The organism is Billgrantia montanilacus, from assembly GCF_003336675.1.
Classification (GTDB): Bacteria; Pseudomonadota; Gammaproteobacteria; order Pseudomonadales; family Halomonadaceae; genus Halomonas; species Halomonas montanilacus.
The window spans coordinates 1-20,255 of record NZ_QPII01000010.1 but is presented as its reverse complement, the minus strand read 5'-3'; the positions used below and the strand labels follow the sequence as shown (position 1 = coordinate 20,255).

Here is a 20,255-nt window from a genome sequence, read left to right as displayed (position 1 = left end):
GCACTGACTGGGGTGGCGCTCATTCCATTGACCAAGAGAAGAGAGGCAATGAAAACAACAAATCCAAAAGTCGAAGCGCTCTTGAACAAGACCGAGTGGCAGGAGGAGAGAAAGAAACTGCGAGCCATGCTGCTTGACTGCGAGCTGGACGAGGACGTGAAGTGGGGCAAACTCTGCTACTCATTTCAGGACAGCAACGTGGCAGTGATCTTTGCAATGAAGGCATATTGCGCGCTCGGTTTCTTCAAGGGGAGCTTGTTGAAGGACCCCGAAGGCATTCTCGTTGCACCGGGAGAGAATTCTCAGGCGATGCGTCAGGTTCGCTTTACCCAGGTGCAAGAAATCGATGCCTTGACGCCCACATTAAAAGCCTATCTTCATGAAGCCATCGACGTGGAGAAGGCCGGCCTGACGGTAGATTTCAAGGAGAAGCATGAGCTGGAATATCCCGAGGAGTTTCAGGTGGCGCTGGATGGCAACGCGGAACTGAAAGCTGCTTTCGAAGCGCTTACACCAGGGCGGCAAAGGGGTTATATCCTCCATTTCTCCGGTGCCAAACAATCCAGCACGCGAACATCGAGGATCGAAAAGTGCGTGTCGAGCATTCTCGAGGGGAAGGGACTGAACGGTCGCTGAGGCAGCCGGAAGAGTGCCTGATCAATCGGAGCCGAATACCATGAAGACACAGTACTATACGGCCACAAGCCTCGACGGCTTCATCGCTACCGAAGACGATTCCCTGGACTGGCTCTTCCCGCTGGGAGACATCAACGATACGAGCTACTCAGCCTTCTTCGCGGAGGTTGGGGCGCTAGCCATGGGCTCCACCACCTATGAGTGGATACTGCGTCATGCGGAAAAAGTCGCCGAGGAAACCGGCTCGTCATGGCCCTATACGCAGCCAACCTGGGTCTTCACAAGCCGCAAGCTACCGAGCATCGAAGGCGCGGATATTCGCTTCGTTCAGGGCAGCGTCGCGCCCATTCATGCCGAGATGACGCAAGCGGCAGGGGGGAAGAACCTCTGGATCGTGGGCGGTGGCGATCTGGCCGGCCAGTTCCATGACGCCGGCCTGCTGGACGAAATCCTCGTGCAGGTGGGCTCGGTCACCCTGGGTAGCGGCAAGCCGCTGTTTCCACGCCGCATCACCAACCCGCCGCTGGAGCTGGTCTCCGTCCGTCAGGTGGGCACGGGTTTCGCGGAGCTGTGCTACAGGGTGCCGTGAGCCAGAGGAAACGCTGATTTTCAGGTCATCGACATCCGGCTGTGCTCCAGCTGACGCTGGGCTTCGGCCAATGTGTGGGTTTTGCCACTCCAAGGCAGACGCTCCCCTGCGTGGCGGAGGTGGTACTCGATCTGGCATCGGTCCTCGTCATCCAGGATCTCGTAGCGGTGGATCTGGTCGCCGAACTCGTTGCACCACCAGTTGTCAGGGAGTTTGGTCCAGTTCATGGCGTCACCTCCACTGGCGCATCAACGCCAGGATTCTCCAGTTCACTACAGCGCGCTTGCGCTCGGCTTTGATCTCGTCTGCTCGGCGGGCTTCATGGTGCCAAAGCGCCTCTGCATCCATTAGCCACTGCCGGTGCCACCGCCACTAGGATACACTAAGCGTGCATTTGGTAACATTAAGTTGCATTTAGCCTAGTATAAAGTTTATCGGCTTGCCCATACCATTCTTGAGGATTTTTTTGCGAGGCCTTGGAAGGGCACAGCGGCGCTGGCGTGGGGCCACGCCGTGGCCTTTGCCTGTTATGTGGTTGGCATCCTGCCGGTGTTGTCGGGGCTCAATGGGCTTGCCCCTCCCAGACAAGAACGCTTCTCTCCCGAGCACTGAATCTTCCACCCTCAGGGACGCTGCTTCAAAATGGCGTCGATTTCCGTCGTATCGAAATAGAAGGGTGTACCTTCAATCAGCAAACCGTTCTCAAATCTCAATATTTGTGAAAATGGCTGAGTAATTGACATTCCAGTCGCTCGGGCTGTCAGATGCAAGGTGCAAGCCACGTACAACTTGGCTGGGGAACCGGCGTAGTTCAGGTCCTCCACTGACACATTGCTGAATTCTCTGCTCATTTTCTGCATCAACCCGGCGATGCCTTCCAAGCCTATCCAGTCGCCTGCGTACGGGAGAGAGGTCGGCTCGTGGACGACAACATTCGGGTGGAAAGCATTCGCTAGTATGCAAATATCCTTTGGCTCCGATTCCATAAAAGCCATCTCCGCTTGGAACATTCTTTCGAGCATCTGCATAGTAGAAAGTGATTCTTCTTGACTGGTTTTCATAGTACCCCCGGCTGTATATGAATGACGATAAGAAGATACTGGCCCTGCCGAGGGAGCGACTATCCGTTTATTGCCCCCAAATTGAGAAGCGGGCAGTGCGGCCAGGTACTATTGGCTTGTTGCTGTTTTGGGCAGCAGGCATGACGCTCAGATCATCTCTCGTGTTCCGAGCCTGAGCCAAGCGGCGCTACCGTCAGCCACGGCAGGTTAGTAAGCACTGACTGGTGGGGCTGGCTTTCTCTCGCTATGCTGAGGCGAAATCGACGCCAGGGAATCGGCCATGCTCTTCGAGAGAATAAGAAACACGCCGCGCTGGGTATTCCTGCTCTTGATCGTGCTGCTCATCCCCGGCTATCGGCAAAGCCGTGAAAGCACCGCCAGCCGACGCAGCATCACCGTCTCAGGTCTCACAATCCGTCGCTAGCCTGCGGCGGCAATCTTGGCCGGCACAGCCATCGACATCAATGTTGCTGAGCATCCAGTGAGATAGTTCGCAGCTATGAGGAGGCAGGTAATGAGTGATTCAATTAATAAAAAATCCGTGGTGGGTTCCAGTGTGTTTTATCCTGTGACGCGCCTCAACATGGGTCTACGGTATGTAGCATTGTGGGCAGTTATGATGCTTGCAAATTTTCCTGTCATCGTATTTGCCCAAGGAGAGTGCCCCGGAATTCACGTTAATATTCCAAACATTAGCAATAGTGATGGAGCTATAGCTTGCGCGCTTTTCGAATCGTCGGAGGGTTTTCCTACTGAATTTCTTCACTCAGCAACCAATATAATGTTTATAAAAATTCAGGATACGCAGGCGCGTTGCTATTTTCTGGATATCCCGCCAGGAACGTATGCATTGGCCATCATTCATGATGAAAATATGGACGGCAAGCTTAACACTAACTTTATAGGTGTCCCCACGGAAGGCTACGGCTTTTCAAGCGGGGCAAAAGCCTCAATGAGTGCACCTTCGTTCGAGGATGCCAGTTTTTCGTATGATGGGGGGAATGTTGGTCTGTCAATTAGATTGAGTTACTGAGCAATTTTTCATGGAGAAAGCATGAATAATTTGAAGAGTGTTTCAGATTTAATAGGGCGCGCTGTTTATGGGCTTATCAGCTTGAGTCTAGGTATTATCAGCCTCACAATGATGGGCGTTGCCTTATGGGATATATGGCTCTCGCTACACGAAAAAACCTTACTTGTTGCAGCCCTTCTTAATTCCATCGGTTTGATCGTTATCGGAATGGCAGTCTTTGATGTATCCAAGTTTATGTTGGAGGAAGAGGTTTTAAGTAGCAGTGCTACAAAATCGCCCGCAAAACAGAGAGAGGCTTTGTTAAAATTTTTTGTTATAATTGCAATAGCTATAAGCCTGGAATCCCTGGTTTTCGTGTTCGACGCTGGAACAAAAGATATAACTACGTTGATTTATCCTACTTTACTGTTGGTTTCAGCTATTTTGGTGGTGGTCGGTCTTGGTGTATATCAAAGGTTAACTCGTGATGATGGCCAATAAAGGAGTGCAAAAGGTTCTTCGTCGTTTCGTGTGGATTAGTCCTGGTTCAGAAGATGTCACGCTCAAATGTCAGTGGGGTAGCCACTGGGCTGCCAGCGCTTTTAGCCCTGCGGCTTCCTCTTGTTAACGGCAAAACCAACATCACGCCTCAGCCACACCTCATTGCCATTGCGTCCATCTCCAAGTGCGCAGTGCTACGCTGTCATTATGAATAGCTGAAGCGGGCCGTACGGCCCGGTAATATTGGCTTGTTGCTGTTTTGGGCTGCGGTAATGACGCTCAGATCAGCCCCCGTGTTCCGAGCCTGAGCCAAGCGGCGCTACCGTAACCCACGGCAGGTTAGTAAGCACTGACTGGTGGGGCTGGCTTTCTCTCGCTATGCTGAGGCGAAATCGGCGCCAGGGAATCGGCCATGCTCTTCGAGATAATCAGAAACACGCCGCGCTGGGTATTCCTGCTCTTTATCGTGCTGCTCATCACCGGCTATCGGCAAAGCCGAGAACGCACCGCCAGCCGACGCAGCATCACCATCCTGCCGGCGGTCTTCCTCGTCCTGGCGTTATACGGCGTCGTTTCCGCATTCGGCACCGATCCTGTCGGTCTTACCCTTTGGGCGTTCGGTGTCACGCTCTCCGTGGCGCTTCATCTCAAGCTCGCCATCCCCAGGGGAGTCCGCTTCTCTCCCGAACGTCAAGCCTTCCACCTGCCGGGTAGTTGGCAACCGCTGATCATCATGCTGGCGATCTTCTTCGCCAAGTACACGGTGGAAGTGATACGCGCACGACAGCTTCCCATCGCCGACACGGCGGTGTTCACAGCCGCAGTCAGCCTGCTCTATGGCCTGTTCAGCGGCGTGTTCCTGGGGCGGGCGATGGTGATGTGGCGGGCTGCGCAGCTTAGTCAGGTTCGGACCTGAAGTGAGTGACACTGACATTCGGGATGCATTGGCCCGCGAGTTAACTTCAGCGTTAAGGGTAAAGTATGACCACAAAAGACGTCACGGCAATAGCACTACGGTTATTCTCACTATGGCTTTTGGTCCAAGTGATCCTCAATGTACCCAGCTTGGTCTTGTATCTCACAACCATGGAACAGTACCAAGAGCAGATCATTCCAGGGTACGTCTACATTGCAATGATAGGCGGTTTTATCGTTGTTGGGCTGATGGCTGTATATTTGATATGGCTCGCGGCTAAATCCGTCTTGGCTTACGAAGCTGGCGGAAGCGGTGCTGCTACGGATGACCGAAGTCAGACGTTCCTGCTGCAGCTAGGAGGAGTGTATTTCATTGTGACTTCGTTGGCCTATTTGCCGCGATCACTTGGCTTCTTTCTGTCCTCGATGGAAGTGTCGTATGTGCATGTCTTGTCGCCGCTGGGTCTTCTGTTTCAGCTTTTTATTGGGTTGGCGCTGGTATTTAATGCCTCGTGGTGGGTACATTTGCTTGCAAGGCTGAGAGGCCGCCCGTAATGGCTTTGACAAAGCCATTAAATCGTAGCCCTGCGGTCGCTGAAAGCGACGGCCGAGCGTTGCCGTCAGTAGGCGTGTGATTCGCAGATCTGGAGGTTGTGAGGGCTATGGCGTACGAGCGAGCAATGGCAGCCATGTTCAGGATGAACGAGCAGACGTGGGCGCGACACGCCAACCCCTGGAGCGTCTGGACACGTAACACAGCCCTCCCTCTTCTCGTGGTCGCGATCTGGAGTCGCGTGTGGTTGGGCTGGTGGGCACTGGTACCACTCGCTCTTGCGCTGCTCTGGACGTGGCTCAACCCGCGTCTCTTTCCCGTTCCCGCATCTACGAGGAACTGGGCTTCGAAAGCCGTCCTCGGCGAGCGTGTATGGCTGAACCGCAGGCAGGTTCCCATACCGGCGCATCACAGCCGTGCTTTGCACTTGTTGAGCGCCATCGCAGCCTTGGGTTTGCCCTTCCTCGCGTGGGGGCTGTACAACCTCCAGCTTTGGCCTACGCTGCTGGGCTCGGTACTGATCTATGCGGGCAAGCTCTGGTTCCTGGACCGGATGGTCTGGCTCTATCAGGATATGTGCGAACTCCACCCCGAGTACCGACGTTGGCTCTACTGAGTCGCTTATCAACCGTCAAACAACAATCAAGGCGCCTGGTGGCGCCAGTCGCGACGCAACGAGGCGCTCCAACAGTACCCCTGAAAGCCATTATTCAAAGACATTGTTACTGGAGGAATCCATGTCGGACATTGCCAACACGCCTGCACCGCCATACTACGCCGTCATTTTCAGCAGTCATCTCATTGCGGATGACAAGGGCTACGACAAGGGCTATGCGGCAATGGCCGAGCGTATGGTGGAGCTGGCGGCAACGCAGCCGGGGTTTCTGGGTATAGAGTCCGCCAGGGAGAACCTGGGCATTACCGTGTCCTACTGGGAAAGTCTGGAAGCCATACGGCAGTGGAAGAGCAATGCTGAGCACCAGGAGGCGCAACGGCTGGGGCGCGAGCAATGGTACTCCAGCTTTCGGGTGCGAGTCGCCAGGGTGGAGCGCGAGTACGGCGTTTGATCGGAACCGACAAAGTGCTGGGCGCTACGCCAAGAGCCTCGTTCGCAGCGAGAGCGCATACGAGAGATACGCCAAGTAAGCATTGACTTACACGGTGTAAGACATTGCCTTTGCTGACACGACCAAGGTCAAAATTCAGGCTGGTTACGTAGATTTACACGTATGAAAACGTTAGCTTGGGACTAAGCGGGTTGAAGCAAAGGCCTGATGCCGTTCCCCATAGCTGAGATGACATCTTGGATTACGCGATCATATTTGAAGCCGCAAGGCCGCTGTGGTGGGTGCTTCCCCTCGTCGTGCTTCTCGGCATCATCAAGTCTCGCTGGTTCAAGGGCATCTTCGGCGAAGCCTTCGTCAAACTGATTGCCAAGGTTCGGCTGCCGGCGGAAGAGTACCGGGGAGTTCACAACGTCACGCTTCCCACGCCCGACGGCACCACCCAAATCGACCACGTACTCGTCTCCCGCTACGGCATCTTCGTCATCGAAACCAAGCACATGACGGGCTGGATCTTCGGCAGCGAAAGGCAGGCGCAGTGGACCCAGAAGATCTACCGCAAGTCGTTCAAATTCCAGAACCCGCTGCGTCAGAACTACAAGCATGTGAAAGCGCTGGAAGCCCTGCTCGACGTGCCGGCGCACACCATTCACTCGTTGGTGGTTTTCTCCGGCAGCGCTGTCTTCAAGACCAGGATGCCCGATAACGTCACCATCGGTGGCGGCTATGTGCGCTACATCAGGTCGTTCCGGGAGCCTGTGCTCTCGGATTCTCAGGTCCAGGAAGTATTGGAAAGCATTACAACCGGCCGGTTGGCGCCCAATCGTGAAACGCACCGCCAGCACGTGAAACAGCTCAAGGCCCGCTTCGAATCCAGCGCTGAACGAACCTGCTCGAAGTGCGGTAGCGGCATGGTGCTACGCACGTCGAAGCGGGGCGCCAACGCCGGCAACCGTTTCTGGGGATGTTCGGCCTATCCCAAGTGCCGGGAGGTGCAGGATGTGGCATAGCGCTGGGTATCAGGCGAGGGAGACACAATGCCGACCCGCATCGTTCGGCTCTTTTCCTCAAGATGCGGCTGTACATGCCGATGGTTCATTTAGTTAGCTGCATGTAATCACATGTTTTGTAGCGGGTTATCAGCCCGATGGAAGCATGTCGGCGGCCAATAACCGCAAGGGAGGGGGGCTGAGGATCGGCATCCCCTGGCGGTAGCGTGCCCGGATTCCTCGCTTACCCTGATTCCAGAGGGCTGCGCACGCCGGCAAAGCCCTTGCCCAGCACATGCGTATAAATCTGAGTGGTTTCCACGCTCTTGTGCCCCAGCAATTCCTGAACGGTGCGGATGTCGGTTCCCTGGCTTCGATATTTATGAATATTCTCGCTGTTTTCTAGATGTCGCCCAACTGCAATCTGAGCTGCTTGAGGCATCGGTTGAGAAGAACGTGTCGGAATCATTTGAGCTTCAAGACGAAGTTCTTTTACATGTGACGGACATCGTCATGGAGGGTGTCCACTTCCACGATAAGGAAGATTGGTATCGGCTCGGATATCTCGCACGCAAGCATCCTCGTCCAACGAATATTCTCCATATCATGTCAGAAGGGCATGTAGAAGATTTCTTTGGTTCATGGTGTGCTGAAGATGATAATGAAAATTCCATCGATCCAGGTGAGGATTGGCAGATATTGTTCGATGTCCCGTAGTAAATCAGTACATAAAAAACGGCGGCAGGCGGACCCAGTTTTCGCTCCTTCGTCGCTCCAATTAGTCCGCTGCGCCGGGCGTTAGTTTCCTTTGAGGCCATATGGACATCCTTAACCCCGAAAACTTGCTCGTACTTTTCAAGGCTCCAGAAGGCCAGGACGAGTTTGATGAGTGGTGCCGCCAAGACGATATCCTGCCGTTCCTCCTAGCAGACGCAGGCGATGACTATGTGGTGATCTACGCTTCCCTTGACCATGCATACATATATGCCTTGCTGATCCCACAGCATGTCAACCTTGAGGAACATGGACAGGATCTCCGCGGTTGGAGTTCTAACCCCTTTTCAGGTTGGGGCTTAGTCGCAAGCCAAGAGGATGCATGGATAGAAAAGCCCTGCCAGTCCGAGGGAAGCGAAATTCTAAAGGAGGCCACTCAGATCATTTTCGGTCGATCGTTTGAGGGGCATGCTGATAAGCACACCTATTTTGAGGTGAATCAAGAGATCACGCAGGTTCTAGACCTTCACCACATTACGGAAAGAGACGCTTGGTGCAGATTGGACAGGCATGGAGACATTGAGGAATGCATCAAGCACGTCGAATTTGAGGGAGGTCGAGCCATCGTGGTGAAGTCAGATGTCTTAGCGAGATATTGCGCCGCATCTCAAACTCAGCTCTTGCGAATGTTCGACTTCACGAGGTTTCGAAAGGGTAATTTTCCCGGATGGGGAGATGGCCGAGAAGAAAGAAATCTTACAGAGTACCCGGGGATTGCAGTGTGGCTCACCGTCCAGCCTGGAGTTGGCAGCTACTCACGCGGGGTTCAGATTATTGAGCCCAAAATGACGGCGGCATCAGTCCGTGATGAAATTTGGGGGCTCAACGATGAAGAGGGTAAGGAGTATGCGAGCTTCATCGCACAGGATTGGAAGAATAAGCGGATAGTAGAAATATCTTGTGCACCCGGCGCTACAGTTAACTATTTCACAAAATCGAATTTGCCTTTCGAACTCAGTCCCGCCTATTTTCGGCCGGAGGTGCTCTCTAAGTACAAGGCTGATCGGCAAAAATACACGCTGCAAGACCGTTCAATAACTTGCCGTGGCGCTTGGCACCTTGAAACGTACGACATCAACCAAGCGGGTCAAGTGCATACGTATCTCGTTTATCTTCGGCGTCTTCCATACGAGGAACAGCTACATTGGAAGCAATATAACGAAGCGCCAAAGACCGGCCTTTCTAAAAGAGCGTTTACTACGGATTTTGAAGGGCAGTGGTATGACGAATACGACCCGCTCCCCGCCTTGAAGAGTCGGCTGCGTGCCCTACTTGACAGCAGCTGCCCGTGGTGGATACTGCCCGATCCGGATAAGCTTGATGAGGTTCAATACCCCGTAACCACATCTCGAGACGAATGGGCAAATGAAGTAATGGGGCTAGACCAATTGCTTGTTGAAGGGTTAGTCCAGAAGTGGTTGAAGGCCAAGGCGATTGAACTTGGTCAAGCGCCAACGGCGAACATGCGCCAACTGAAGCTTCTTGAGCGTTGTCTGATCGGGCTGGGGTTTGAAGAAGATCATGCATATGAAGTCATGGGCCCCTTCCACGAACTACACAACCTGAGGTCCCTGGTTCGCGGGCATCGATGGGGTACAGAAGCGACTAGTGAGAGCAAGCGGATTTTGAAGGAATTCGGCGAGTTCAAGCGTCATTTTACTTCGCTTTGCCAACGCTGCGATGAGTCACTGGAGCTTATCGTTGAAGGATTTTCTGAGTATGAAAGCCGTTGCGAGAGTGGAAACTAACAAGTCGCTGCAGGGGATGTTAGACCCGCCAGCTGCTTTGCAGCCGCAAAGCGGCTGGCGCCGCATACGCACCTGAGCTCAGGCGTTAGACGACAAAGATGGAGAAGGCGTGGTGAACAAAGTTCGATTGCATGAAGTTGAGGGTCTCTTAGAACTCGTTTCTACTGACCCTTGGATCTTCAGACCCTCGGAGTTATATGAAATCGAAGGGCCGCTAAGAGTGGAACTCAAGAGATACAACATTTATTTAATCGCAAGGAGAAAAAGAATTGTGTTGGATCCAGAGTCTCTGCGTATAGAGGGTCAAGGATCAAAGATTGTTGGTGCGTTCATTGTCAGTCACGAAGACGAGAAAAAGGCTGTTCCATTTGAATTTCCCAACCCGACCAACTTGCCGATTACCTCGCTTGGAGAAACAGAATTTCCGCATATACACCTAAGGTTCATTGCTGGCGGCGTTGTCCCTATTCAACTTCGACTGCATGATGTAGTCCGATTTTGCCAAGTGGAACTCGCAGGGGCTGCGAATTTAAAGGTCGAATATATTGGGCAGTCATTCGGCGATAATGGTAGTTCTGACGCTTTGCAGCGGCTAATTGGAAAAACGGGAAAGCAAGGCCACGGTTCTTTCCAGAAGGTATTGGCCGATTTGTCTGATAGATATCCCGATAGCGAGTCACATGTGCTTCTGTATAGCTACGAGCAGTACAAAAACTATATGTTTATGGGGGGTGGGGTTCCTGCAGTTAATAATTTTGAGAGCGGTGAAGATAGGCTGGACCGCCTCATGAACGCAGAGTACACCCGCGAAAATCGTATTGATTTGATAGAGGCTGGTTTAATTCGGTATTTTCAGCCTGCTTATAATGATATCTACAAAAAAACGTTCCCGCGCGAAAGCCACGCAATGCTGCAATCGCTGTTTGAAGCAGATGTTACAGGCTTGGCAATTTCGTTATCGACCTTGGAACATTCGATAAGCGTCTATTCAGATCAAGTCTCTCCATCTGCCATGCATTGTGCACAATTCCCTATAGTCGATGATGCTGCGCGGGCCTCCTTTTTAGATTTAGCGATGTTATAGCGTGTTATCGTCTAACGAGTTGCTGTACGCGGAAAAATTACTCGCTGCGCTCCTGATTTTCCGGTGAGCAAGGCGTTAAAGGGAGACAAAACGATGTCTGACGAGCCTCTTCCACCGATTAAGATTAAAGCGGACTGTCTGCCCAGAGATTTCGTTCATCGCCTCAATAAGATGGTGGCATCTCTCGGGTCGTACACCCCTAGATATGAAAAAGATTTCATGGGGGAAAGTGGTTTTGACATTTTGAACCTAGAATATACAGGGAATACACAGTATAAAGACTTCATCGTTCAGTTTATATGCGTTCCGAACGATGCTGAGTATGTTTCATTCGAGGTTAGGGCGTCGCGTTGGGTCCCAAACGATCCGCCAACCTATGACGAATATGTCAAGGTTGCCAGCGAGCATGGGAAGAGGATTCTCTCAGAATACAACAAGGCCCATAGCAGTAGGCGGAGATTGAGTATTCCGTCGAAAGAGAAGCTAGAGCCAAAGCTATCACCGATGTGTGATGCGCTGTTTAGTCGTTTCGTTAATCTGGCCAACAAGCAGGCGCTCCATCCATTGGACTGGAACCGGTTTTATGAATTCGTTACATACTGTAAAAATCGAAGAAAATATTCCGGAGAGGACATAGCACGGTTGCTGCAAAAGGAGGGTTTCAGCGCTCAGTACTCAGAGTATATCGGTTCTGTCTACCGGCATCTCTGTGAGTTCAAACGCTATTTCTGAACCTTTAACAACAGCGTCAACACGGACCGGCTTTTCTGCTGCCGCTCCAAAGCCGTCCGGTTACGCTGGGCGTTATATTTTTCATTAGAAATTGATATTTGAAAGGGGTGTTGTGGATAGTATTATTCGATATACGCACAAGAAGAAGTATAATATAAATTCAGATACTTTAAATAGAATCCAGGCAGTTGTCACATCTACTAGTGAGGAAGTGCTTCAATCGACAACAACTGATAATGCTGATAAATCAAAAAGTTTGAGTTTTTTAACTAATAATATCATCAATGGAGATGAGTGTAAGTTTGAGCTTGCATTCAAGTTAAGTGAAAGTGAAATACTTGGCATTGAGTTGATGCTATTGAGCGGGCCAAAACACTTTAATGAAATCCATTTAAAATATCATGTGCTAAGTTTATTGGATGAGCTGATAGGTGGTGAACACAACGGTGGCTTAAAGAAGTACACGGTTAGAACATATTCTAGTATTTTCAACTCACATCCGATGAGAGATGAATATTTTATTAATTCAGATTATAGGTTCTTAATAAAACCACACGAATGGACAAGTAAGCAAGAGCCGATGACCGAGCAAATCGTGCTGCTTGATACGGAAATAGAAGCCGTAAACGTCGAACATGCAAGGAGTCTTGCTTATAATCACACTCGAAACACCAATGCATACCTATCAGTACTTCTCGATGTTGGGTTTGAAACAATGAACTCAGAATTCAGAGTTTTTACCATTAAGCAGGGTGATGAATTCTCTCTGAGTAGATTCCGAACGGGTTTTTTAGATTACGAGCTTGGACTTGCTGTCAAGGATAATCATTATGGTTTGAAAAGCATGTCTGATAGTGATCATGTGAATTCTTTTCACTCAGGAAAAATGGCTTTGAACTTTTCTATGGAGAAGAGTGATGGTGGGTACGAATTTTTAGGAGTACAAACATACGATACAATATCAAATAATGACTTCTTAGAAGAGCTTTTTTCTACCCATGAAATAACTAGAAAAAACTGTAATAGCAAGGCTAAACCTGTTTTCAAGCCAATAAGTGAAAGCCCACATTACCCAGTAGAAGAAATTATTGTCCCTACAGATATTAGGAAGTACTTTAAAAATATATCAAATTTGGAAGAGAGTAAAAAAGAAGTATTTTTGTCTTGCTGTAGAATGTACAATATCGCATTAACACTAGGTAGAAACCAACCTACACTTGAGCAGTCGTATAAAATATGTTCGATTGAGGCTCTTTCTAAGTTTGAAAAGCTAAGCTTTTCTGATTTTATGGTTAAGTATGGAAGGGATGATTTTGACAGGAAGTTGTCCGACTACTTTTATAGTGTTAGGTCTAGCCACTTCCATGCAGGTAAATTTTACTTCGATGAATATTCAATGAATATGCAAAGGGAGATTGCTTTCTCATTTCAGGAAAAAACAGATGACTATTTCAATTTTAGTCGATACATCAGAATTGCTATTGTTAATTGGGTGATGAGTGAAATTCTAGGTGAATAAAATATAACAAGTAAATCCAAGCGACGCCTACGGCGCACCTGATTTTGACGTTATGCATGAAGGTGAGTTATGAGAATCGTGACAGGAGCACTGCTAATGCTTCTAACTTCAGCGCTTCTTGGCTGTGTCAGTATGAAGCAGCACAGGAGTGCTGATACGGCTCCCTTTGATCATGAAACCATCTCGGTGGATGGTCGGTCGGCGGATTTGTTCTTCGTAGAGATGGACGATCAGGGATGGCTGCATGATCGTGGTCAGTTGGAACGCGCGTATGAGCACATCGTCGAACTGGGTGACACATGCGCGGAACCACCGCCATTGATTATTGCGTATGCTCACGGCTGGAGTTACAGCGCTCGCGAAGGCGATGGCAATGTCGCCGAGATGAAAGAGTCGCTTGCTTACCTGATGACGCAAACGGTTGAGCGGCCTCGGCCCATCGTCGGCGTGTACATCGGGTGGCGCGGGAAGTCTTGGCATTCCCCCTTCCATGTCTTGTCCTTCTGGGGGCGGAAGGAAGCAGCGCACCGTATTGGTGAATCAGGAGCATCGTCAATCATCAATACGTTGGAGCTGGCCAAGCGGGAGTTGATAGCTCGGCGCGGCACATGTGATGGAACGGACCCGATGCTGGTTGTTGCCGGACACAGCTTTGGTGGCGCGATGATCTATTCCGCTTATGCTCAATTGCTGGGAGAGCGTATGCGCCGGCTTTCGGTCATGGACGACTCTGATGCGCGCGAGGAGTACATGAGGAGCTACACCAACCTAGTCGTGCTCTTCAACCCAGCTTTCGAGGCAGCCAGGTTTGAGCATCTGACCAACATCCCCGCCGACTGCGAAGGCAAGCCATGTGCACGCATGCTTATGACGGTGACCTCAGAAACCGATAACGCCACAAGGAAAGCATTTCCCTTTGGCCGCAGGTTCGGAACGCTTTGGCAGAGTGGAAGCTATAGAGCCGGGGATTCGCCGCCCCAAGGTAAGGCCAATAGAACTGCATTGGGGCACTTCACGCCGTGGATCACGCACGAACTCAGCCTCGATGAGACGACTGAGCCCGAACCAGGATGCGCGTCTTACCGACCCGAGCTTGCTCCCCCCCTAACACCACTGCCGACGGTGCGCTTCTGCGGGTACGAACTCAAAACGCTGGAAGAATCCATTGGAGTAGCCAACCCCCGATTGCTGAATGTGCGGGCCGTCAGGCAAGTGCTTAACAAACACGGTCTCGCCCAAAATCGCGACACCCTTGTTCGGTTCGGGTGGGACTTCATTGCTCACGAACTTGTGGAGCATCAGAAAAATCAGCAATAGAAGGCGTTTTGAATCTTCGTTTCAAGTATAACAGTGCAATCGCATAACAATCGGCTGTTGTCGCCCCTGGACTTCCCCCACCCCAGTGGACACGCATCGATAACTCCCAGATAGGAGAGAACCGATGCCCGAGATGATCACGGGGAAGAAAACACAGCGGTACAGCATTGAGTTCAAAGTCAAGGCAGTGGAATGGAGCCATCAAGCCCACCGGAGCGTCAAAGGCGTTGCCGAAGCGCTGGATATTCACCCCTTCATGCTGTCACGCTGGCGAAAGGAATACCGAGAGGGACAGTTCGCCATGAAACGGGTCAAGAAAGCCCCGCCTGATGCTAAGCAGAAGATCCAGGAGTAGGATGAGGTCGCTCGCCTGAAGCGCCGCGTATCGGAGCTTGAGGAAGAGAATGACATCCTAAAAAAGTTTCAACGTTTTCAGGCAGAGGAACGACGGAAGGNGCCACCTGAACATCTCTCGGTCTGGCTACTACGCCTGGGCAAACCGGAAGCCCAGCCAGAGAGCCGCTGAAAATGCAGACCTGCTGTTGAAGGTCCGCAGAGTCTACAACGCCAGCAAGGGCCGTTATGGCAGTCCCCGGGTCTATCAGGCCCTGCGCCGAGAAGGTCTTGTGGTGGGTGAGAACCGGGTGGCCAGACTGATGAGGGAGTGGGGTATGAAGGCCCGAGTCACGCGTGTCTATCGCCGCCTGAGCAAACGTCGGGATGACCTGAAAGCCCTGCCAAATTACCGGCTCGAGGCCAAAAAGCCGGTTGCGGTAAACCAGCAGTGGAGCAGTGACGTCACCTACATCAAGCTGGGTAAAAAATACGTGTTTCTGGCGGTGGTACTGGACCTATTCTCACGTCGAATCATCAGCTGGCGATTGGGAGAGAGTCTGAGCGCAGACTTTGCCCGAGGCACCTTGCGTGAGGCCTTCACAAGTCGGAATCCAGCCCCTGACCTGCTGTTTCATACGGACCGCGGCATCCAGTACCGGGCTCAAAAGACCCAGGCGTTGCTGAACCATCACCGGGTACGGCACAGCATGAACCGCCCGGGACAATGCACTGATAATGCCGAAGTGGAGTCGTTCTTCAAAACGCTGAAGGGAGAATTGCTGCACGCCACCAGCTTCATGACGATGCATCAGTTACGAAAACATATCAGGGACTATATTGATGGCTACTATAACAGCCATCGGCTGCACAGTGGCCTTGGTTACCGGACTCCGATAGAGTTCGAGGAGATTAACTGATGGGGCGTGTCCACTGTTCTGGGGGAAGTCCACAGCTTTTCCGTTGCGGCTTCGCCTTCACTCCAAAGCTGCCCGTGTTGGCAGCGTTCAGTATCAATCGAAATTTCACCTCAAGGGGTAGGTGCGTGTCATTGATAGATTCATACCGGCGAAATGTGACGAGAAAACGAGAAGAAATCACTCGGTTGCAGCAGGGAAAAGCAAAAGAGCAAGCTAAGATTGCTAGTCTCTCTGGAAAGATTAACTCTGCTTCACAGGCACTGTCGAGAACGAGCAGCGCGAATACTGCGAAGTCAAAGGTGCGTGAAATCGAAAGATACCAGAAAGATCTGGCGGCAGCGGAAAAGAAAATTGCTGATTTTGATAACAAAATTTCACGAAAGCACAAAGAGCTTTCTGATGAGCAAAAGAAAGTGTCAAGGGAAGAGGAAAAAGGGAACAAGAAGATTCAAAGAGAGTCACAGCGACAGGCTAAAGCGTACCAGTCTCGAATGAAACAAATGAATAGAACCCTTGACAAGCATGAAGGATTTCATAAGAGCACCATTGCCACCCTGAAGATGCTTCAAAGTCTTCCTGAGAAAATTGTAGTTTTATTTCTGGCTTCGAATCCTGCCGATGCTCAGCAGTTGAGACTGGATGAAGAAGCTCGTTCAATTACCGATATGATTAGGAAAGCCAAGCATAGGGATTCAGTTTCATTCGAGAGTCGATGGGCTGTCCAGCCGATGGACGTCCTACAAGCGATAAATGAGTTAAATCCCACAATAATTCATTTTAGCGGCCATGGTTCAGATTCTGACGAAATCGTATTTCAAGACACTAATGGCAATGCGAAGCTGGTTAGCAAAGAAGCCATTGTACAAACGATGATGGCCTCATCGTGCAATATTCGTTTAGTTTTCTTTAATACATGTTATTCCTATAAGAAAGCGCAAGCGGTCACTCATCATGTCGAAGCGGCCATCGGTATGAATACCAGTATCGGTGATGATGCAGCCAGAGTATTTTCATCACAATTCTACTCCGCAATAGGGTTTGGACTTTCGGTCAAAAAGGCTTTTGAGCAGGCTAAAGCGCTGGTGATGATGGAAGGGCTGAATGAGGAGGAGACCCCTGAACTTTTTGTTCAAGAAGGCCTGGATTCAGATGAGTTAGTTATTGTTCGCCCAGAAGGTCTAGAACAACAACCTTTGCAGCCTACAATGAAATACTGAACAAAGCCATGCACCAGACGCTGGCGCTATCGCGCCTCCGCTGGTGATGGCGACGTTAGATCATCTACATGGCGGGAGTGGCTGGGTGAGCGACCTATCGAGAGAGCAAGTGGACCTGATCAAAGAAGTTCTGGATGAGGTCGTTGATCAGTATCGCGCGAACAACCACATCATCTTTTCCTCGGATAGCGAACGCGCGTCACTCCACTTTGGCGACGTAGCCAAGCGCCTCAAGGCGTGGAAGAAAGGCCGCGAGTGTATTGTTCCAAAATGTTCCCAGACTGCCATAAAGCAATCACACACTGTGCCCAGAGGTATGAGTCTTTCGTCAATTTCCGAAGCGGAGCACTTGCTTACGCCGGAGTTTGACCACCGGCGCGGTGAGCTCGTGCTTCAACGTGTGGGCCAAAACAAAGCCTCAACATTTCCAGGGTTCTGTAGCGAGCATGAAGCACTTTTTCACGAATTCGAGACGTCAGGCAAAATCGATCAAAGCCAGCATATCTATCTGCAAACGTATCGGGCAGCGTGTCGCGAGTGGTTTCGAACAAGCTTCATTTTGGAACAACACGACCGAACCATGGCGGCATATGACAGCCTCAGAGACGAGCGTTTGGCTGCCCTGGTAGAACGGCGACTCCGTGAACGCGGTTTCGGCGACGAGTTCAAGATGGGCAAGTTGGAGTTGAAAAACGATACCCTCAAGAATCAGTGGAGCGACGAACTGGAAGCAATCCGCGAATATGATATTTGGTTAAAAACGACACTGCTTCCAGCATTTGAGAAGGCGATTTTTCAGGGAGACACATCAAACGTATATACATACGCCATAAGCATAGATGTCCAGATACCTGTGGCACTTTCTGGAGGCGGGGCGTTTCACGCGCGAGACACAAAAGCCGAAAGGCGCGTAGATATGATCATCGGCGTCATGCCAAGCGATGGAAATACTCTCCTTACGTTTGGCGGGCACGCTTCGGATGAAGACTTCATCAACGCCTACGTTACAACTTGGATGAACAATGCACTTGGAATGCTCTCGATGGTCGAGTCGTGGATGGTTAATGGCTCTGATCAATGGTACCTAAAGCCTTCGGTTTGGAATGCTTTGCCTGAGGGTAGGCGATCGGCCATTCTTTCAGCCATCCACGCTTGCGAACAAAACATAGGCCAAGAGTTTGAGCTTTCGATCTTTGACGGACTCCGAAACAATTTCTTGGTTGACCTAGCAGCACAGGAGGAGAAAAAGGATGAAAAATACAGTGAGTTTGTCGATAAGCAGCGTAGAAAGATGATCTAACAAATCGTTGCAGCGGACGTTTGCCCCGCCACATGCTTTGCTGCCGCAAAGCAGGCGTCGCCTCAAACGCCGCTGAACTCAGGCGTTAGGCACAAGGGAGAGGCAATGTCCGCATTAGATTTCATGCCTCCACGTTTGGCTGCTCTTTCGATATCAGAGAAAGAAATTGTTTTGCCCCTGCATGCGGCCCTAGAGGCAGTTGATTATCTAGAACGCTACGGACGACACATATTGGGCTGGGAAGGTTGGGTAAAGACCCCAGATGGTCGTGTAGGTCATGGTAGCGCGCCGGAAGGCACAGTTAGCCTTAAGAAGTTCTCTATAGCTGAAGCAGCGGACATTTGCAGAGCGACGATGCCTGAAGATGCCAAAATTTGGGCTGCAGAGAACCCAGCAACAAAGGAGTCTTTGTATTTTTGCATTACTGTGCGTGGACAATCTAAGGGTCAAAGCTGATAACAAGGTGGATGCCTAACAATGCCAGTCACGGCGACGGTTACTGCATTGCGGCTGCGCCTCCATTCCGTAGCCGCGCGTGCTAAGCGGCGTTGAGGCTGTAGAAAAAGCCCATAGCCTCCGTCGGTTTGGTAGGATCGGGAAAACAGCCTAGGAGTGGTCATCATGCCCCACTTCAAGCCCTACAACCATGATCAAAACGCCATGGTGGTGAATCCACTACCAAGATCAGCTCCAACCCGGTACCCTTGAGCACGCAGTGCATTACCTGATCGAGCATAAACTCGACTTGTCGGTTTTCCATCCCAGGTATCGCAACGACGCGACAGGTCGGCTGGCCTATGATGCAGTTATTCTATAAATTCAGGTTATTCAAGGTGATCCATCGATATTATGGCGAGAAAAACACTAGGTTTGAAAGTGAAAAAACAGATAGATGCCAAGCCCGCCGACGAAGTTGCAGATCAATTCCCTAATGATTCCGAAAAACGTTTTTTAAATGGCGTCGCTATTCACCCTTCACCACGCATTTATTTAGAGCTAGGTTCTAAGCAGCGTAGTGTGCGAGCGATGGATTTAATTACGCCAATTGGGATGGGGCAGCGAGGGTTGATTGTTGCGCCGCCAGGCTCTGGCAAAACGACGATGTTAAAACATATCTGTCAGGCCGTGGCAGAAGCTTATCCTGACATAAAGCTGTATGCCTTGCTTATTGATGAGCGCCCTGAAGAAGTGACAGATTTTAAGCGCAGTGTTGCGGCAGAAGTACATGCATCGTCTTCAGATAAAAGCTACACACAACATGTAAGTGTGGCGGATAAGCTTCTTGAGACAGCTCGTAAGCAAGCAGGCGACGGTCATAATGTGATGATTGTGATTGATTCTCTTACGAGACTCTCGCGGGTTCATAATGCCGAGCAGCGAGGCAATGGTCGCACTATGTCGGGTGGGCTGGATACCCGAGCGTTGGAAATACCACGCAAACTGTTTGGCGCCGCGAGAAAGATTGAAAACGGCGGATCGCTCACCATTCTGGCCACCGTGCTGGTGGATACGGGAAGTCGTATGGATCAGGTGATTTTCGAGGAGTTCAAGGGCACGGGCAATATGGAAATCGTGTTATCACGGGAAGTGGCAAATCAGCGGATTTTTCCTGCGATAGATATTGCCAAAAGCAGCACCCGTCGAGAAGAAATTTTGATTGATGCAAGAGATATTGAAAAAGTAAGGGCGTTGCGTAGAGCTTTGACAAATCTTAAGCCAGCAGAAGGTGCGCAGAAGTTGCTTGAATTATTGGAGAAATATCCAACGAATGCCGAGCTATTAGATATTTTTCACCAGCCTAATGGTTAGAGAGAGCTGTACAGTGATGGTGTTCGCCGGACACTCGCTTCGCTCGCGCCGCTGTGGGCGGCTGTAATGACCCCCTGGTTTCTGCACACCCTACGCCACTAATGCGGGGTGTGCTCGGGGTGCCACATAGCCCAAAGACTGATGCGGCCGTTCTTCGTTGTAGTACCGGATCCAGTGGTTGA

At 50.8% G+C, this 20,255-nt stretch carries 24 protein-coding genes and 1 pseudogene; 21 read left to right on the top strand and 4 right to left on the bottom strand.

Annotation, left to right across the window (positions count from 1 at the left end; translation table 11 throughout):
- Positions 1-48: 48 nt before the first annotated feature.
- The gene (locus DU505_RS13770) at positions 49-636 is read left to right on the top strand and encodes a YdeI/OmpD-associated family protein (RefSeq protein WP_114479572.1); all 588 of its coding nucleotides are present in this window, start codon (positions 49-51) and stop codon (positions 634-636) included.
- A 40-nt stretch (positions 637-676) separates the two neighbouring features.
- A complete protein-coding gene (locus tag DU505_RS13765) occupies positions 677-1,225 on the top strand; it encodes a dihydrofolate reductase family protein (protein ID WP_114479571.1) in 549 nt (182 codons plus the stop codon).
- A 20-nt stretch (positions 1,226-1,245) separates the two neighbouring features.
- Here DU505_RS13765 and DU505_RS13760 read toward each other — a convergent pair whose 3' ends face one another.
- A complete protein-coding gene (locus DU505_RS13760) occupies positions 1,246-1,452 on the bottom strand; it encodes a hypothetical protein (protein ID WP_114479570.1) in 207 nt (68 codons plus the stop codon).
- Between the two features lie 396 nt (positions 1,453-1,848).
- Positions 1,849-2,286 (bottom strand): nuclear transport factor 2 family protein, encoded by a 438-nt coding sequence (locus DU505_RS13755; protein WP_220250723.1) that lies wholly within the window; start codon positions 2,284-2,286, stop codon positions 1,849-1,851.
- A gap of 514 nt (positions 2,287-2,800) precedes the next feature.
- On the opposite strand from DU505_RS13755, the gene DU505_RS13750 reads away from it, so the two are divergent.
- From DU505_RS13750 to DU505_RS13720, 7 genes are all read left to right on the top strand, one after another.
- A complete protein-coding gene (locus DU505_RS13750; RefSeq protein ID WP_114479568.1) occupies positions 2,801-3,319 on the top strand; it encodes a DUF2141 domain-containing protein in 519 nt (172 codons plus the stop codon).
- 21 nt (positions 3,320-3,340) lie between these two features.
- A complete protein-coding gene (locus DU505_RS22595) occupies positions 3,341-3,799 on the top strand; it encodes a general glycosylation pathway protein (protein WP_181872828.1) in 459 nt (152 codons plus the stop codon).
- 412 nt (positions 3,800-4,211) lie between these two features.
- The gene (locus DU505_RS13740) at positions 4,212-4,715 is read left to right on the top strand and encodes a DUF6622 family protein (protein ID WP_114479567.1); all 504 of its coding nucleotides are present in this window, start codon (positions 4,212-4,214) and stop codon (positions 4,713-4,715) included.
- Between the two features lie 65 nt (positions 4,716-4,780).
- Complete coding sequence (locus tag DU505_RS13735) at positions 4,781-5,269, top strand: hypothetical protein (protein ID WP_114479566.1); 489 nt, start codon at positions 4,781-4,783, stop codon at positions 5,267-5,269.
- A gap of 125 nt (positions 5,270-5,394) precedes the next feature.
- A complete protein-coding gene (locus tag DU505_RS13730) occupies positions 5,395-5,883 on the top strand; it encodes a DUF6653 family protein (RefSeq protein ID WP_245947948.1) in 489 nt (162 codons plus the stop codon).
- Between the two features lie 121 nt (positions 5,884-6,004).
- Positions 6,005-6,334, top strand: a complete 330-nt coding sequence (locus DU505_RS13725; RefSeq protein WP_114479564.1) for an antibiotic biosynthesis monooxygenase family protein — start codon at positions 6,005-6,007, stop codon at positions 6,332-6,334.
- 236 nt (positions 6,335-6,570) lie between these two features.
- On the top strand, positions 6,571-7,341 hold the full coding sequence (locus DU505_RS13720; RefSeq protein ID WP_114479563.1) for an NERD domain-containing protein: 771 nt from the start codon (positions 6,571-6,573) through the stop codon (positions 7,339-7,341).
- 223 nt (positions 7,342-7,564) lie between these two features.
- Here DU505_RS13720 and DU505_RS13715 read toward each other — a convergent pair.
- Positions 7,565-7,687: pseudogene (locus tag DU505_RS13715) on the bottom strand (tyrosine-type recombinase/integrase); the annotation flags it as partial.
- An 89-nt stretch (positions 7,688-7,776) separates the two neighbouring features.
- Here DU505_RS13715 and DU505_RS22385 point away from each other — a divergent pair.
- The 12 genes from DU505_RS22385 (at position 7,777) to rho (ending at position 20,073) form a co-directional block, all read left to right on the top strand.
- The gene (locus DU505_RS22385; RefSeq protein ID WP_147273085.1) at positions 7,777-8,037 is read left to right on the top strand and encodes a hypothetical protein; all 261 of its coding nucleotides are present in this window, start codon (positions 7,777-7,779) and stop codon (positions 8,035-8,037) included.
- Positions 8,038-8,138: 101 nt separating this feature from the next.
- Entirely contained in the window at positions 8,139-9,842 is a 1,704-nt protein-coding gene (locus tag DU505_RS13710) for a hypothetical protein (RefSeq protein WP_114479562.1), read from the top strand.
- 112 nt (positions 9,843-9,954) lie between these two features.
- Entirely contained in the window at positions 9,955-10,926 is a 972-nt protein-coding gene (locus tag DU505_RS13705; RefSeq protein ID WP_147273084.1) for a hypothetical protein, read from the top strand.
- Between the two features lie 93 nt (positions 10,927-11,019).
- Positions 11,020-11,658: a hypothetical protein gene (locus tag DU505_RS13700; protein ID WP_114479560.1), complete on the top strand. Its 639-nt coding sequence runs from the start codon at positions 11,020-11,022 to the stop codon at positions 11,656-11,658.
- Positions 11,659-11,770: 112 nt separating this feature from the next.
- Positions 11,771-13,177: a hypothetical protein gene (locus DU505_RS13695; RefSeq protein ID WP_220250721.1), complete on the top strand. Its 1,407-nt coding sequence runs from the start codon at positions 11,771-11,773 to the stop codon at positions 13,175-13,177.
- 96 nt (positions 13,178-13,273) lie between these two features.
- Positions 13,274-14,494, top strand: coding sequence for a hypothetical protein (locus DU505_RS13690; RefSeq protein ID WP_114479559.1), 1,221 nt, complete (start codon positions 13,274-13,276; stop codon positions 14,492-14,494).
- Positions 14,495-14,618: 124 nt separating this feature from the next.
- Positions 14,619-14,849 carry a transposase gene (locus DU505_RS13685; protein ID WP_114479558.1) on the top strand — a complete coding sequence of 77 codons (231 nt, stop codon included), beginning with the start codon at positions 14,619-14,621 and terminating at the stop codon, positions 14,847-14,849.
- Positions 14,850-14,955: 106 nt separating this feature from the next.
- Positions 14,956-15,747 carry an IS3 family transposase gene (locus DU505_RS13680; RefSeq protein ID WP_114479557.1) on the top strand — a complete coding sequence of 264 codons (792 nt, stop codon included), beginning with the start codon at positions 14,956-14,958 and terminating at the stop codon, positions 15,745-15,747.
- 125 nt (positions 15,748-15,872) lie between these two features.
- Entirely contained in the window at positions 15,873-16,964 is a 1,092-nt protein-coding gene (locus DU505_RS22895; protein ID WP_181872827.1) for a CHAT domain-containing protein, read from the top strand.
- A gap of 109 nt (positions 16,965-17,073) precedes the next feature.
- Complete coding sequence (locus DU505_RS13670) at positions 17,074-18,264, top strand: hypothetical protein (RefSeq protein WP_147273083.1); 1,191 nt, start codon at positions 17,074-17,076, stop codon at positions 18,262-18,264.
- 105 nt (positions 18,265-18,369) lie between these two features.
- Positions 18,370-18,720 carry a hypothetical protein gene (locus DU505_RS22380; RefSeq protein ID WP_147273082.1) on the top strand — a complete coding sequence of 117 codons (351 nt, stop codon included), beginning with the start codon at positions 18,370-18,372 and terminating at the stop codon, positions 18,718-18,720.
- Between the two features lie 393 nt (positions 18,721-19,113).
- Positions 19,114-20,073 (top strand): transcription termination factor Rho, encoded by a 960-nt coding sequence (gene rho / locus DU505_RS13660; protein ID WP_114479555.1) that lies wholly within the window; start codon positions 19,114-19,116, stop codon positions 20,071-20,073.
- Between the two features lie 90 nt (positions 20,074-20,163).
- Here rho and DU505_RS23120 read toward each other — a convergent pair.
- The coding region (locus DU505_RS23120) for an integrase core domain-containing protein (RefSeq protein ID WP_147273081.1) at positions 20,164-20,255 on the bottom strand (92 nt) is incomplete at its 5' end.